The sequence below is a fragment of the Nocardioides sp. P5_E3 genome (assembly GCF_054049275.1).
On record NZ_JBFUMR010000040.1, the window covers coordinates 1 to 13,860 of the forward strand.

At 71.8% G+C, this 13,860-nt stretch carries 15 protein-coding genes; 5 read left to right on the forward strand and 10 right to left on the reverse strand.

Annotated elements, in window-relative coordinates:
- Nucleotides 1–200 (reverse strand): helix-turn-helix domain-containing protein (locus ACXJKB_RS20355; RefSeq protein ID WP_457184448.1); only part of this gene is annotated, 200 nt, incomplete at its 3' end.
- Nucleotides 201–410: 210 nt separating this feature from the next.
- Here ACXJKB_RS20355 and ACXJKB_RS20360 point away from each other — a divergent pair.
- The 3 genes from ACXJKB_RS20360 to ACXJKB_RS20370 all read left to right on the forward strand — a co-directional run bounded on the left by ACXJKB_RS20360 (nucleotide 411) and on the right by ACXJKB_RS20370 (nucleotide 3,953).
- Entirely contained in the window at nucleotides 411–1,766 is a 1,356-nt protein-coding gene (locus ACXJKB_RS20360; RefSeq protein WP_457191634.1) for an MFS transporter, read from the forward strand.
- The gene (locus ACXJKB_RS20365; protein WP_457191636.1) at nucleotides 1,750–2,625 is read left to right on the forward strand and encodes a 1,4-dihydroxy-2-naphthoate polyprenyltransferase; all 876 of its coding nucleotides are present in this window, start codon (nucleotides 1,750–1,752) and stop codon (nucleotides 2,623–2,625) included. The genes ACXJKB_RS20360 and ACXJKB_RS20365 overlap by 17 nt, the downstream gene beginning before the upstream one ends.
- 71 nt (nucleotides 2,626–2,696) lie before the next feature.
- Nucleotides 2,697–3,953, forward strand: coding sequence for a GNAT family N-acetyltransferase (locus ACXJKB_RS20370; protein WP_457191638.1), 1,257 nt, complete (start codon nucleotides 2,697–2,699; stop codon nucleotides 3,951–3,953).
- Here ACXJKB_RS20370 and ACXJKB_RS20375 read toward each other — a convergent pair.
- A complete protein-coding gene (locus ACXJKB_RS20375; protein WP_457191640.1) occupies nucleotides 3,940–5,034 on the reverse strand; it encodes a DNA glycosylase AlkZ-like family protein in 1,095 nt (364 codons plus the stop codon). The two genes, ACXJKB_RS20370 and ACXJKB_RS20375, sit on opposite strands and share 14 nt — an antisense overlap.
- A gap of 15 nt (nucleotides 5,035–5,049) precedes the next feature.
- Nucleotides 5,050–5,313: a DUF4229 domain-containing protein gene (locus ACXJKB_RS20380; RefSeq protein WP_457191642.1), complete on the reverse strand. Its 264-nt coding sequence runs from the start codon at nucleotides 5,311–5,313 to the stop codon at nucleotides 5,050–5,052.
- A 36-nt stretch (nucleotides 5,314–5,349) separates the two neighbouring features.
- Between ACXJKB_RS20380 and ACXJKB_RS20385 the strand changes: the two genes are divergently transcribed.
- Complete coding sequence (locus ACXJKB_RS20385; protein ID WP_300049356.1) at nucleotides 5,350–5,526, forward strand: hypothetical protein; 177 nt, start codon at nucleotides 5,350–5,352, stop codon at nucleotides 5,524–5,526.
- Here ACXJKB_RS20385 and ccsB read toward each other — a convergent pair.
- From ccsB to hemL, 6 genes are all read right to left on the reverse strand, one after another.
- Entirely contained in the window at nucleotides 5,443–6,492 is a 1,050-nt protein-coding gene (ccsB, locus tag ACXJKB_RS20390; RefSeq protein WP_457191644.1) for a c-type cytochrome biogenesis protein CcsB, read from the reverse strand. The genes ACXJKB_RS20385 and ccsB overlap by 84 nt on opposite strands.
- Complete coding sequence (gene resB / locus ACXJKB_RS20395; RefSeq protein ID WP_457191646.1) at nucleotides 6,489–8,147, reverse strand: cytochrome c biogenesis protein ResB; 1,659 nt, start codon at nucleotides 8,145–8,147, stop codon at nucleotides 6,489–6,491. Before resB ends, ccsB begins: the two co-directional genes overlap by 4 nt.
- Nucleotides 8,144–8,893: a cytochrome c biogenesis CcdA family protein gene (locus ACXJKB_RS20400; protein WP_191194395.1), complete on the reverse strand. Its 750-nt coding sequence runs from the start codon at nucleotides 8,891–8,893 to the stop codon at nucleotides 8,144–8,146. Before ACXJKB_RS20400 ends, resB begins: the two co-directional genes overlap by 4 nt.
- On the reverse strand, nucleotides 8,886–9,329 hold the full coding sequence (locus ACXJKB_RS20405; RefSeq protein ID WP_300049351.1) for a TlpA disulfide reductase family protein: 444 nt from the start codon (nucleotides 9,327–9,329) through the stop codon (nucleotides 8,886–8,888). Before ACXJKB_RS20405 ends, ACXJKB_RS20400 begins: the two co-directional genes overlap by 8 nt.
- A gap of 125 nt (nucleotides 9,330–9,454) precedes the next feature.
- A complete protein-coding gene (locus tag ACXJKB_RS20410) occupies nucleotides 9,455–10,132 on the reverse strand; it encodes a histidine phosphatase family protein (RefSeq protein ID WP_457191649.1) in 678 nt (225 codons plus the stop codon).
- Between the two features lies 1 nt (nucleotide 10,133).
- Nucleotides 10,134–11,462 carry a glutamate-1-semialdehyde 2,1-aminomutase gene (hemL, locus tag ACXJKB_RS20415; RefSeq protein WP_457191651.1) on the reverse strand — a complete coding sequence of 443 codons (1,329 nt, stop codon included), beginning with the start codon at nucleotides 11,460–11,462 and terminating at the stop codon, nucleotides 10,134–10,136.
- 183 nt (nucleotides 11,463–11,645) lie between these two features.
- On the opposite strand from hemL, the gene ACXJKB_RS20420 reads away from it, so the two are divergent.
- Nucleotides 11,646–12,842 (forward strand): lytic murein transglycosylase, encoded by a 1,197-nt coding sequence (locus ACXJKB_RS20420; RefSeq protein ID WP_457191653.1) that lies wholly within the window; start codon nucleotides 11,646–11,648, stop codon nucleotides 12,840–12,842.
- A 6-nt stretch (nucleotides 12,843–12,848) separates the two neighbouring features.
- Here the strand turns inward: ACXJKB_RS20420 and hemB are convergent, their stop codons facing one another.
- Complete coding sequence (hemB, locus tag ACXJKB_RS20425; RefSeq protein ID WP_457191655.1) at nucleotides 12,849–13,844, reverse strand: porphobilinogen synthase; 996 nt, start codon at nucleotides 13,842–13,844, stop codon at nucleotides 12,849–12,851.
- Nucleotides 13,845–13,860 lie beyond the last annotated feature (16 nt).

The following is a 13,860-nucleotide window of genomic DNA, read 5'->3' on the forward strand; positions in this document are numbered from 1 at the left end:
TAGCGTTCATCGCGGTCCAGGTAGCGGCCGCTGTACTCAATACTCTGTGGTCGATACACGCCACCGAGGCTCTGATGCAGGTCGTAGATGTAGGACTTCGACACGCCGCTGACCCGGGCAGCCTGCATCGGGTTCAGCCCCGAACGCAGCAGCCCGATCACCTCCAACCGACGCGACTCAGCCAACTTCAGTCCAGCCACAACACCCTCCAAACATCAGGCGTTGCAACAATCCCCTGACGCCAAGGTCCCTGGTGACCCAGACCCGCCGTGAAGGTGCTCGCCCGACCGGGCCGGGTCTCGTGACGGTCGCTGAGCGACCTCCTCGACCACCAGAGGGACGAACGTCACGACGGTCGCGTCCGAAAATGGCAGGACGACTGTCGGTGCCGCGGGAGAGGATGATCGGCGATGCTCACCGCCCTGAAACGCTATGCCACACCTCCGTCCGCACTGGCCGGACGGCTCTCGCTGCAGTCCCTGATCTTCGCGTCGGGGGACGGCACGTTCCTGGCCGGCTCGGCAGTGTTCTTCACCCTCGTCGTCGGCCTGTCCCTCGGGCAGGTCGGGATCGGCCTCACCATCGCTGCGATCGCGAGCTTCGTGGTCGCGGTGCCCATGGGCAAGCTGGTCGACCACTTCGGCCCCAAGCGCATGTGGTCCCTCAGCGCCGTCGTGCAGGGGGGGCTGTTCCTGGCGTGGCCGTTCATCGACAGCTTCCCCGAGTACGTCGCCCTCGCGGTGGCCATGGAGGTCGCGGGCACGCTGGGCGGGACGGCCCACGGCGCCTATGTCATCGACATCCTCCCTCCGGCGGAGCGGGTCGAGTCCCGGGCCTACATGTACTCCGCCCTCAACGTCGGCTTCAGCATCGGCGCCTTCCTCGGCGCCGGGGCCATCGCCTTCGGCACCGACGCGCTCCGCTGGGCGCCCGCGCTGAGCGCGGTGCTGTTCCTGGCCAACAGCGCGGCGATCCTCCGGCTGCCCGACGCCAGCCACGACGTTCGCAGCAGCGAGCCGCGCGTGAAGCCCGAGGGCATCCCCGCGATCCGTAACCGCGCCTGGATCGCGGTGACCACCTTCACGGGAGTCATGTGGACGAACCAGGTGCTGCTGCACACGGTGATCCCGGTCTGGCTGGTGACCGAGACCGACGCTCCCAAGGTGCTCGTCGCCATCCTCTTCGGCACCAACACGCTCATGTGCATCGTGCTCCCCCGGCTGGCGTCGCGAGGCATCCACGACATCAGCACAGCGCTGCGAGCAGTGCGGCTCTCCACCCTCTTCTTCGTGCTCACCTGCCTGATCACGCTGGCGACGCACGAGACGGTCGGCTGGATCACCATCGTGCTGTTCTTCCTCGGCCACGTCGTCCTCACGTGGGCCGAGCTCTTCCTCTCCGCCTCGGGCTGGACCCTCGAGGCGGAGCTGATGGACCCGCGACGTCGCGGCGACTACCAAGGCGTCTCCGAGCTCGGCGGCACGCTGGGCAGGTTCTGGGCGCCGGCGGTCTACGGCTTCCTCGCCATGGAGTGGGGCGCCTTCGGCTGGCTCACCATTGCCGCCATCGTCACCGCCGGCGCGGCGGGGCTCCACGTCTCCGCGCACGCCGGGCGCCGCTTCCTCGAGCAGCACGTGCCGGCCGACGTCCTGGCCGACGCTCGCGCCGGCGCCCCCGAGCCGGACGACGCGGCGGCGGCGGGACCGCCCTCGATGCTCGAAGCGGACGCGCCACTGCCAGAATCCACCGGTGACCTCCTCCGCTGACTGGCTCGCCGGCGCCCGACCGCGCACCCTCCCCGCCGCGGTCGCGCCCGTGCTCGCCGGCACCGGCGTGGCGGCGTACGTCGACGAGGCGGTGTGGTGGAAGGCGCTGCTCGCCCTGGTCGTCAGCCTCGCCCTGCAGGTCGGCGTCAACTACGCCAACGACTACTCCGACGGCGTCCGCGGCACCGACGCCGACCGCGTCGGCCCGATGCGGCTCGTCGGCTCGGGAGCGGCGTCACCGCGCGCCGTGAAGACCGCCGCCTTCGCCGCCTTCGGCGTGGCGGCCGCGGCCGGCCTGGTCCTCGCCGCCACGACCGCGTGGTGGCTCGTCGCGGTCGGCCTCGTGTGCGTGGTCGCCGCCTGGTTCTACACCGGCGGCGAGAAGCCCTACGGCTACCTCGGCCTCGGCGAGGTGATGGTCTTCGTCTTCTTCGGCCTGGTCGCGGTCATCGGCACGACCTACGTCCAGACCGAGACGTGGGAGTGGCCCGCGCTCTACGCCGGTGTCGGCGTCGGCGCGCTCGCCTGCGCCATCCTCGTCGCCAACAACCTGCGCGACATCCCCACCGACACCGTCTCCGGCAAGCGGACGCTGGCGGTGCGGCTCGGCGACGAGCGCACCCGCTCGGTCTACGCCTTCCTCGTGCTCGTCGCCGCTGCTGCCGTGGTCGCCGTCGCGGTCGCCACGACCTGGTGGGCGCTCGTCGGCCTCGGCTTCCTGGCCCGGGCGCTGCCGCCCACCCGTGCCGTCCTGGGCGGCGCCACGGGGCCGGCCCTCATCCCCGTCCTGGCCGCCACGGGGGCCGCTGAGCTGATCTGGTCGGTCCTCGTCGCGGTGCCGCTGTTCCTGGTGTCGTAGCGGCACGTCGCTGCTCCTCGACCCACGGAAAACGCGTGGCCCGCACGGGGCGCGCTCACTAGCGTGGCGGGGTGGACTACGACTTCGCGATCCTCGACTTCTCCGACGACTCCGACGAGGCGGTCGCCCGGCGCCGGGGCTGGGTCGGCGCCGTCCTGCGCGGCTTCCGTGACCCCCGCCCCGAGGACGAGCTCATCGACCGGTGGGTCCGCCACTACCGCACCGACGAGGTCATCGTCCGCGGCGCGTGGCTGCCCGAGGGAGAGTTCGGCGCCGGGCCGATGCCGGTCGCGACGTACGCCAGCCTCGACAAGACGCTCAACGCCGGCCGGGAGCTGCTGCCGCTGCGGATGATCACCGACGTCACCACCAGCGCCGCACACCGGCGCCGCGGCCTGCTGCGCCGGATGATCGAGGACGACCTCGACGACGCGGTGGCGAAGGGGGTCCCGATCGCGGCACTGACCGCGTCCGAGGCCACGATCTATGGCCGGTGGGGCTTCGGGCCGGCGACGTTCCGGCAGGGCGTGGACGTCAACACGACCACCGGCTTCGCGTTCCGCTCGTTCACCGACCCGGGCCGCGTCGAGCTCCTGGAGCCGGCAGACGCCTGGCCGCACGTGAAGGCGGTCTTCGACACCTTCCACGCCCGGCAGCGAGGGTCGGTCGAGTGGCCGGCGCAGTACGAGGACATGCACACCGGGGCCTACGACTTCAACGGCAGCGGCGCGCACCGCAAGATCCGCACCGCGGTCCACCTCGACGACGACAGGCGCGTCGACGGCTTCGCGATCTTCAAGCACGACGAGAAGGACACCGTGAAGGTCGACGAGATGGCCGCGCTCACGCCGCAGGCGCAGCTCGGGCTGTGGTCGTTCCTCGCGTCGCTGGACCGGGTGAAGACCGTGACCTTCAACATCGTCCACCCCGACGACCCGCTGATGTGGGCGCTCGCCGACCTCAACCGGGTGAAGACCACCGAGCTCGAGGAGTTCCTCTGGCTTCGCGTCCTCGACGTCCCGCGGGCGCTGGAGGCCCGCCCCTGGGCGGCCGACGGGACGGTCGTGCTCGAGGTCGACGACCCGCAGGGGCACGCGGCCGGTCGCTTCGCGGTGACCGCCAGGGACGGCGTCGCGACGGTCACCCCCACCGACGACGAGGCGACGGTGCGGGTCGCGGCCGAGACCCTCGGCGCGCTCTACCTCGGCAACGTGCCGGTGCCGCAGCTGCGCCGGGCCGGGCGGGTCGAGGGCACGGACGACGACGTACGACGCTTCGCCGCGATGGCAGACCTCCGCGAGCCGGCCTACAACCTCACGGGGTTCTGAGCTCGAGGTCGGCGCCGAGGAGCGACCCCAGCCGGGTCGCCTCGGCCGCCAGCCCGGCCGACGCCGGGACATCGACCTCGAGCACGTCGGCCCGGACCCGCCACGTGCCTGCCACGACGCCGTCGGCCAGCACGGGGTTGGCCCCGCGGGTCATGGCGGTGCGGTGCCCGGGGGGCACGACCCAGGGGTCCTGGGTGCCCGGACCCATCACCCAGTCGTCCTTGCCCGGCAGCAGCACCACCGTCGGCTCGGGCCGCGTGGTCGCGAGGTCGTCGACCCGGGACGCGAGGTGCCAGCGCGCCTCGCCCTCGACGTCGACCTCGACGAGGTCGCCCTCGACCTCACGCCACCACCGCTCCAGCCGCTTCCGGCCGGCGCTCAACCCGCCGCCGAGCCAGTGGTCGACGAGCCCCGGCGTGGTCGGGCCGTAGGCGTCGACGTACTCCAGGACGGCGCGCGGTCCCGCCTCCTCGAGGTCCGGCACGCCGGCCCACCCGGGTGCCAGCGCGGGGCTCTGCAGCTCCAGCGGGCCGGAGAGGTCGGGACCCAGCACGATGTCGCCCTGCCACGCGAAGGGCTTCAGGAAGGTGTGGTTGGGCTCCGCGAACTCCTTCGCCAGGTGGGCGAAGCGCTGGTGCCCGGCGAGCACGTCGGCGACCGCCTGCGGTCGCACCGGACCGGACGCGACGACCTGGCGGACGACCGCCCGCAGGTCGGGCCACTCGTCGGGAGCGAGCCGGTAGTGCTCGACCCAGCTCTTGAGCGCCCACTGCCGTCCCGCCGACCGGAGCGCGAGGTAGGTGCCGGCTGTCTCGGGCGCCATCACCTGCACCGACCCGCGGAACGAGAACGTCCGCACCAGTCGCCCGTCGGTGAGGGCACGCTGCACCTCCCCCGGCTCGCCCGGCGACGCGAGCCGACGGCGTACGGACAGGTCGGGGTCGGAGCCGAAGACGGACACCGCCGCCAGCGTCCGGACGACCTCGGTCGGGTCGGCGGCGCCCGCGAGCAGGTGCTGACGCCGCATCCGCCAGGCAAGCGCCTGGCCCCGCGTCACCCGCAGCGGCATCGGACCGGGCACCGGATCAGGCTCGCGTCAGTCCTGGTCCTCGCGCGCCTTGCGCTCCTCGAAGGCCGCAGACGCCCGGGACGCGCGCGTCTCGACGCGCTGCGCGAAGGCCTCGCGCTGCCGGTTGAGGATGAAGTAGGACGCGATGCCGGAGATCAGGAAGGCCAGGATCACGGCCCAGAAGAGGTTGTACCGACCGTCGAACAAGAGGGCCATCACGCCCACGACGACACCGAACGACGCCAGGAACAGCACGACCCGCATGGCGGTGTAGACAACGAACTCCTTCACGCCCCCAGCCTAGGTCGTGGCGACTACATTGGAGGAATGCTGAAGGTCCTGCTCGTCGTCGCCCTGATCGCGGTCGTCGTGTGGTTCCTCGTCAGGCTGACGCTGCGTCGTCTCGACGGAGGCGGGACGTCACGCCCGCGGGTGATCGGACCCGACGACGACCCCGACTTCCTGCGCAACCTCGACCGGCCCCGCAAGCCGGAGGACGACTGACATCTCCGGCGCGGCTCCCTCGGCGTAGGAGTGCTGGCTGCTGGAGCTGAAGAAGTTGATGCCGATGAAGTTGAACCACAGCGTCGCGGCCCCGACCAGCGCCAGGATCGCCGCGTTGCGGCCGCGCCAGCCCGCGGTCGCGCGGGCGTGCAGGTAGGCGGCGTAGACCACCCACGTGATGAAGGCCCACACCTCCTTGGGGTCCCAGTTCCAGTAGGCCCCCCACGCCTGGTGCGCCCAGATCGGACCGGTGATGAGGACCGCGAAGGTCCACACCGGGAAGCCGAAGGCGTGCATCCGGTAGGAGAGCCGGTCGAGGACCTTGGGCTCGGGCACGCGGGCGAGGTAGCCGGTGGTCGCCGACGAGCGCGACTTGACGAGGTAGAGCCCCGAGAGCAGCGCACCCAGGGTGAAGGCGCCGGTGGAGATCACCGCCGACACCACGTGGATCACCAGCCAGGGCGAGTTGAGCGCGTCGGGCAGCGGCAGCACCGCGTCGTCGAGGCCGAGGAACGCCGCCATCAGGGCGGCCACCACGAAGGTCGTGACGAGCGGCCCGAGCCACTCGATGTCGATGCGGAGCGTGGCCAGCACGAAGATCAGGGCGACCACGAAGGTGCCCGAGATCGTGAACTCGTACATGTTGCCCCACGGCACCCGGTTGGGGTCGGCCGCGAGGCCACGCGCGACGAGGGCGACGAAGTGCACGGCGACGGCGAAGACGGTCAGGACGAGACCCAGGCGGCCGGCGACCTCGCTGCGGCGGCTCGGGACGGGCTCCTGGTCGACCGCGACGGCGTGGTTCGCACCGCCGCCGTCCGCGCCGACGGACACGGTCTCGACCTCCTTGCTCGCCGTGCGCAGGCTCGCCAGCTCGAAGAAGTAGGCCAGCATCGCGAGGAAGTAGAGCACCGCGGCGCCGATGACGGCCTCGTAGCTGAACACCTCCCACTGTGCGTCGGTCACGACTCGTCCTTCCTGTTGCTGTCGGTCTTCACGCCGGTCTCCTCGTGCAAGGCTGCCACGACCTCCCCGAGCTCGGCGGCGCCGTCCTCGGGGTCCCCACCGGACGACCGGTCGAGGCGGGCGACCTCGACGAGCGTGGTGCCGTCGTCCTGCCGGCGCGCGCGCACCCACATCCGGCGCGGGCGCACGAAGAGCGAGCCGAGCAGGCCGAGGAGCGCGACGACGACCCCGGAGAGCGCGACCAACGACCCCGGGCTGCGGCTGACCTGGATCTTGTTCCACCGCTGCAGGCCGTCGAACGTCACCGTGCCGAGGCCGTCGGGCAGCGTCGCGGTCTCGCCGGGACGCAGGTCCATGCGGAACGGTTGGCCGTTGGGCTTCATCACCTGGGTGGCGTCGGCCTTGTCGAGGACGTAGACCGACGAGGCCGATCCGTCCTGGAGGCCGAGGTCGCCGGTCCACAGGCTCATCGAGATGAGCGGGTCCAGCGCCTCGCCGAAGACCGACGCCGGCATCGTGAGGTTGCCGTCGGCGTCCCTGCCCATCGCGAAGGTCGGGTAGAACGCGCCCTCGAGGCCGATCTGACCGGGCTTGGCGAACGGCGCCTTGACGACGCCGAACGACTCGAACGTCTGCGCGTTGGTCGGCAGGAAGACCACGGGGCCGCTCTTGGTGACCTCGCCCTCGCCGTCGCGGATCGTGATCACCGGCGCGTAGCCGTGACCGATGAGGAAGACGTCGGTGCCGCCGATCGACAGCGGGTGGTTGACCTTGAGGTCGTAGGTCTTGTCCTCGCCGCCCGGCTCGGTCGTGTAGTCGAGCTTCGCGACGAACTCGCGCGCCATCCCGGCCCGCTTGCCCTCGGTGAGCCAGTCGACGTCGAAGTCGGTGATGCTGAAGGAGAACGGCTCCATCACGTCGGGGTCGAAGAGCGCGCCCGGGGCGAAGTCGTCGTACTGCGTCAGGTTGTTGGAGAAGCCGTAGTCCGTGCCGTTGAGCAGGATGACGCCGCCCTTGTAGCCGAACAGGCTGCCGGCGGCGACACCCACGAGCACGACGATCACGGCGAGGTGGAAGACCAGGTTGCCGGCCTCGCGGAGGTAGCCGCGCTCGGCGGCGACCGCGTCGGACTCGTCCTCGACGTAGTGGACGCGGAAGCGCCGCCCCTTCATCACGCGCGCGGCACGGGCCAGCACGGCGTCGGGGTCCTCGTCGGTGGTGTACGACGTGCTCTCCGGCAGGCGCGAGAGGTGGCGCGGCGCCTTCGGGGGCTTGGCGCGCATCGCGCGGTAGTAGACGAACAGGCGCGGGATGATGCAGCCCACCAGCGAGATCATCAGCAGGATGTAGATCGCGGCGAACCACACCGAGCCGTAGACCGAGAACAGGTCGAGGCGGTCCCAGATCGGCGCGAGCCGCGGGTGGTCGTCGCGCCACTGCGACACCGCGAGGGAGTCGATGTTCTCCTGGGGGATCACCGAGCCGGGGATCGCTGCGAGCGCCAGCAGCAGGAGCAGCACCAGCGCGGTGCGCATCGAGGTGAGCTGCCGCCACGACCACCGGGCCAGCTCGCGGGTCGTGAGGTCGCTCGGGAGCGCGGTCGCCTGACGGTCGTCGGAGGGCCGCTGCCGGAGGTCGGGCTGGAGGTCGGTCACACCGGCACCGTGAATCCCTGGACCACCTGTAGCTGGAGCCACTGGACGATGCGGTCCCACCAGCCGGTCACGAGCAGGATGCCGACCAGGATCATCATCACGCCGCCGAGGCGCACGACAAGCATCTGGTGGCGGCGGATCACCGCGAACGCGCCCAGCATGCGCCGGTAGGCGAAGGCCGCGGCGATGAACGGCAGCCCGAGCCCGAGAGCGAAGACCGCCGAGAGCAGCGCACCGCGAGCGGCGGTCGCCTCGTTGACCGACAGCACGTTGATCGCCGCCAGGGTGGGGCCGACGCACGGCGTCCAGCCGACACCGAAGAGGAAGCCGAGCAGCGGCGCCGCCGCCAGCCCGACGGCGGGCACCTTGTGGATGCGCCAGTCGCGCTGCAGGAAGCCGAACGCGCCGAGGAACGCGACGCCGAGCAGGATCGTGATGACCCCGAGGACGACGTTGAGCTGGCGCGTGTGGGTGAACAGCCACGCCCCGGCCGCGCCGGTGAGGCTGCCCAGCAGCACGAAGACGACCGAGAAGCCGAGCACGAAGAGCGTCGCACCGAGCACCATCCGGCCGCGGCGCGCCTGGTCGAGGTCTCCCCCGGAGATGCCGGTGGCGTAGGACAGGTAGCCCGGCAGGAGCGGGATGACACACGGGCTGAAGAACGAGATCAGGCCGGCGGCCAGGGCGACCGGGAGGGCCAGCACCATCGACCCGGACAGCGCCGTCTCCTGGAACCAGTCACTCATCACGGACCGCCTCGACGAGCGAGACCAGCGTCTGCGTGGTCGGGATCCGGCCGTTGACCGACGCCGCGACCCGACCCTCGGCGTCGAGGACGACCGTGCTCGGGATGGACCGCGGCGTCAGGGTGCCGGCGAACGGCAGCAGCGCCGAGCCGTCGGCGGAGTAGATCGAGGAGTAGGGCACGTCGAGGTCACGGACGTAGGCCGCTGCGTCGTCCTGCGAGGCGTCACGGATGTTGAGACCGATGAACTGCACGTCGTCGCCGAGCGCGGCCGCGGCTTCGTTGAGGTCGGGCTGCTCCTTGATGCACGGCGGGCACCACGACGCCCAGACGTTGACGACGACCGGCCCGCCGCGCAGGTCGGCGAGGTCGACGTCGCCGCCCTCGAGGTCGGTGCCGGTGAGGTCGACGGGCTCGCCGCGGTCGGCCGGCGCCACCTCCGTCGGGACGCCGGTCCCGGAGATGTAGCCCTTGTCACCGGTCCCGGACAGGCCGGAGCAACCTCCGAGCGCGAGCAGGCAGGCGAGGCCGAGGAGCGGGCCGAGGAGCAGGCGGGCGAGCTTCAGGGCCGGTCCTCCTGTGGTGCACCACCGGCCGAGAACGGGGCGGAGCGGTCGCCCACCGGGATCAGGTCACCGGCGGGCTCGGAGTAGCGGACCTGCGTCACCCGGTCGTCGTCGAAGACGACGCTCGTCAGCGAGCACAGCGTGCACTGGCGGGTCTTGGGGTGGTGGAGGTAGCTGCGCTTCTCCAGGAACAGCCGCGTCGTCCAGATGGGCAGCTGGTGGGACACCACGACGGCCTCGTGGCCGGCCGCGGACTCGCGTGCGTCGTGGACCGCCGCCATCATCCGGCCGGCGATCTCGTCGTAGGGCTCGCCCCACGACGGCTTGAACGGGTTGTACATGTGGCGCAGCAGGCCGGGGCGCTTGAGGAACGTCTTCGCGCCGTCGCCGAAGTCGATGCCCTGGAACTTGTTGCCGGACTCGATCACCCGCGGGTCGAGCTGCGGAGTGATCGCGAGCCGCGCCGCCAGCGGCGCGAGGGTCTCCTGCGCCCGCTCGAGCGGCGACGTACGGAGGTGGACGATGTCTCGGTCGCCGATCGTCTCCGCGATCCGCTGCGCCATCTGGTTGCCGAGGTCGGACAGGTGGAACCCGTCCATCCGGCCGTAGAGGACGCCCCCGGGGTTGTGGACCTCACCGTGCCGGAGCAGGTGGACGATGGTCTGGACTCCCATGTCAGTGACCTCCCGCCGCAGCGGCCGCGGACGCGGCGGCCGGCAGGGCATCGATGATGGTGGACAGGGCCCGGTCGTCGTGCGCCGAGGAGACGAACCACGCCTCGTACGCCGACGGGGGCAGGTAGACGCCCTGGTCGAGCATCGAGTGGAAGAACGCGGCGTAGGCGCCGGTGTCCTGCTGGCTCGCCCCCGCGAAGTCGCGGACCGCGCCGTCGCGGAAGAACACCGAGAACATGGTGCCGGCGGTCTGGACGACGTGCGGGACGCCAGCCGCCCGGAGGTGCTCGGAGGCGGCCGCGCGGATCGTCTGCGCGGTGGCGTCGAGCTGCGCGTAGACGTCGGGCGTCGCGAGCCGCAGGGTGGCGAGGCCGGCCGTCGTGGCGACCGGGTTCCCCGAGAGCGTGCCGGCCTGGTAGACGGGGCCCTCGGGCGCGAGGTGGGCCATCAGGTCGGCGCGACCGCCGAAGGCCGCTGCCGGGAACCCGCCGCCCATCACCTTGCCGAAGGTCATCAGGTCGGGGGTCCAGCCCTCGACGGCGCCGTCGAGGCCCCACCCGCCCTGCTCGGTCGCGCGGAAGCCGGTCATCACCTCGTCGCTGATGAACAGGGCGCCGTGGGCGCGGCAGGTCTCGGCGAGATAGGCGTTGAAGCCCGGCGCCGGCGGCACGACGCCCATGTTGCCCGGCGAGGCCTCGGTGATCAGGCACGCGATGCGCGACCCGTGGGCCTCGAAGGCGGCCGCCACGGCGGCGCGGTCGTTGTAGGGCAGGACGAGCGTCTCGGCGGCCGACGTCGCGGGCACGCCGCTGGTGCCGGGCACCGCCAGCGTCGCGACGCCCGAGCCGGCCTCGGCCAGCAACGGGTCGACGTGGCCGTGGTAGCAGCCGGCGAACTTCACGACGAGGTCGCGACCGGTCGCGCCGCGCGCCAGCCGGATCGCCGACATGGTGGCCTCGGTGCCGGAGGAGACGAAGCGGACCCGCTCGACCGGCGTACGCCGCACGATCTCCTCGGCCAGCTCGACCTCGGGCTGCGTCGGGGTGCCGTACGACGTCCCGCGGGCCACCGCACCGGCCACGGCCGCCTGCACGTCGGGGTGCGCGTGGCCGAGCAGCATCGGACCCCACGAGCAGATCAGGTCGACGTAGTCGTTGCCGTCGGCGTCGGTGAGCCAGGCTCCCGAGGCGGAGGTGATGAAGCGCGGCGTCCCGCCGACCGCGGTGAACGCGCGCACGGGCGAGTTCACGCCGCCGGGCGTCACGGCCCGGGCACGCTCGAACCAGGCTTCGCTGGCCGCGGTCGTCGAGGGGATGGTCGCGGAGGTCACCGGGTCATTGTCACGCAGGTGCGCAAGGGATCCCCATTCGGTGCGCGCGGGCTTCCCACGGATGTGGGTTGGCGCACAGGCGACGCGCGCGTAACTTGGTGTGACGAATCGTCGTTGACGAGGTGTGGACGTGCCCGGAGGGGGTACGAGGACTCCACACCGACCAAGGGGAGTGCGCACGACATGTCGAGTTCCACCCGACTGCACCGAGCGATCGCCATCATCCCGCTGGCGGTGCTCTCCGCCGCGTGGACCGCCGACCTCGCAGGCGTGGGCGTCGACCCGGCGAGCGCCGACCCCGACGGCACGCACACCCTCCCCGACGGCACCGTCCTGCCGACCGCCGCGATCGAGGCGCCGGCCAGCGTGGGCGACGCGGTGAGCCGCGCCGCCTCGCTCACCCCCGGCTCCGCCAGCGACATCCCACAGGCCGCGCTCTCCGCCTACCAGCGCGCCGAGGCCGTGATCAACGAGGCCGACAAGGGCTGCAACCTGCCGTGGGAGCTCATCGCCGCGATCGGCCGGGTCGAGTCCGACCACGGCCGCTTCGGCGGCAACGCCCTCGACGACCGCGGCGTCGCCCGCCCCGGCATCTTCGGCATCGCGCTCGACGGCAAGAACGACACCCAGCGGATCCTCGACACCGACGCCGGGCAGTACGACGACGACACCCGCTTCGACCGGGCCGTGGGTCCGATGCAGTTCATCCCCTCGACGTGGTCGGTGGTCGGGGTCGACGGCGACAACGACGGCACCCGCGACCCGCAGGACGTCGACGACGCGGCCCTCGCGACCGCCGTCTACCTCTGCTCCGGCGACGACGACCTGTCGTCGGAGAAGGGCCAGCGGGCCTCGGTCTACCGCTACAACCACTCCAACGACTACGTCGACCTGGTGCTGGAGATCATGCAGGCCTACATGGACGGCGACTTCAGCGCCGTACCGAATTCGACGCTCACCTCCGGCGTGATCGCCCCCGACCCCACCTCCTCGACCGGCGGCAACGGCGGCAAGGGGGGCGACGGCGGCGGGAAGGGCGGCAACGGGGGGAAGGACGACGAGTCCTCCCCCACCAAGAACCCGACCCCCACCCAGACCCCGACGCAGAGCCCCACCCAGACGCAGAGCCCCACCCCCACCCAGGACCCGACGCAGTCGCCGACCCAGGACCCCACCAAGGACCCGACCAAGGACCCGACGGTCGTGCCGACCGTCGACCCGACGACGCCGCTGCCGACGCTCACGCCGACGCTGCCGACCAACACCATCACCGCCACGCTGACCTGGGCCGAGGCCCAGGCTCAATGCCTGGCCAGCGGGATCTCCGCGCTCGACGTGCCGGCGCTCAACGCCTGCATCGCCAACCTGATGAACCCCTGACGGGGCTCAGGCGCGCAGCAGGCGGGCGGCCTCGGAGGCCCAGTAGGTGAGGATGACGTCGGCCCCGGCCCGGCGGATCGAGGTCAGGGTCTCCATGATGGCGGCCTCGCGGTCGATCCAGCCGTTGGCCGCGGCGGCCTCGAGCATGGCGTACTCGCCGGAGACGTTGTAGGCGGCGACCGGCACGTCGACGGCGTCGCGCACGCGGCGCACGACGTCGAGGTAGGGCAGGGCCGGCTTCACCATCACGAGGTCGGCACCCTCGGCGACGTCGAGGAGCACCTCCCGGACGCCCTCGAGGGCGTTGGCGGGGTCCTGCTGGTAGGTGCGGCGGTCACCGACGAGCGAGGAGTCGACGGCCTCGCGGAAGGGGCCGAAGAAGGCGGAGGCGTACTTCGCGGAGTACGCCAGCACGGACACGTGGCTGTGCCCGGCGTCGTCGAGCGCCTTGCGGACGACCGCGACCTGGCCGTCCATCATCCCGCTGGGGCCGACCATGTCGACCCCGGCCGCGGCCTGCGCGAGGGCCATCTCGGCGTACGCCGCCAGGGTCTGGTCGTTGTCGACCTCGCCGTCGGGCGTGAGCAGGCCGCAGTGGCCGTGGTCGGTGAACTCGTCGAGGCACAGGTCCGACATCACCGTGAGCTGGTCGCCCACCTCGGCGACGACGTCGGTGATGGCGAGGTTGAGCACGCCCGCTGGGTCGAGCGCGCCGGAGCCCGTGGCGTCCTTGTGCTCGGGGATGCCGAAGAGCATCACCCCGCCGAGGCCGAGCTCGGCCGCCTCGGCGACCGCCCGCTTGAGCGAGTCGCGGGAGTGCTGGACGACACCCGGCATCGAGGAGATCGGGTGCGGGTCCGAGAGACCCTCACGGATGAAGACCGGCAGGACCAGCGAGCTGGGCACCACGTGGGTCTCGGCGACCATGCGGCGCAGCGCGGGGGTGCGCCGCAGCCGCCGGGGTCGGATGGTCGGGCCCTGGACGTGCGTCTCCTCGGTCACTTCTCCATCCTTCCCC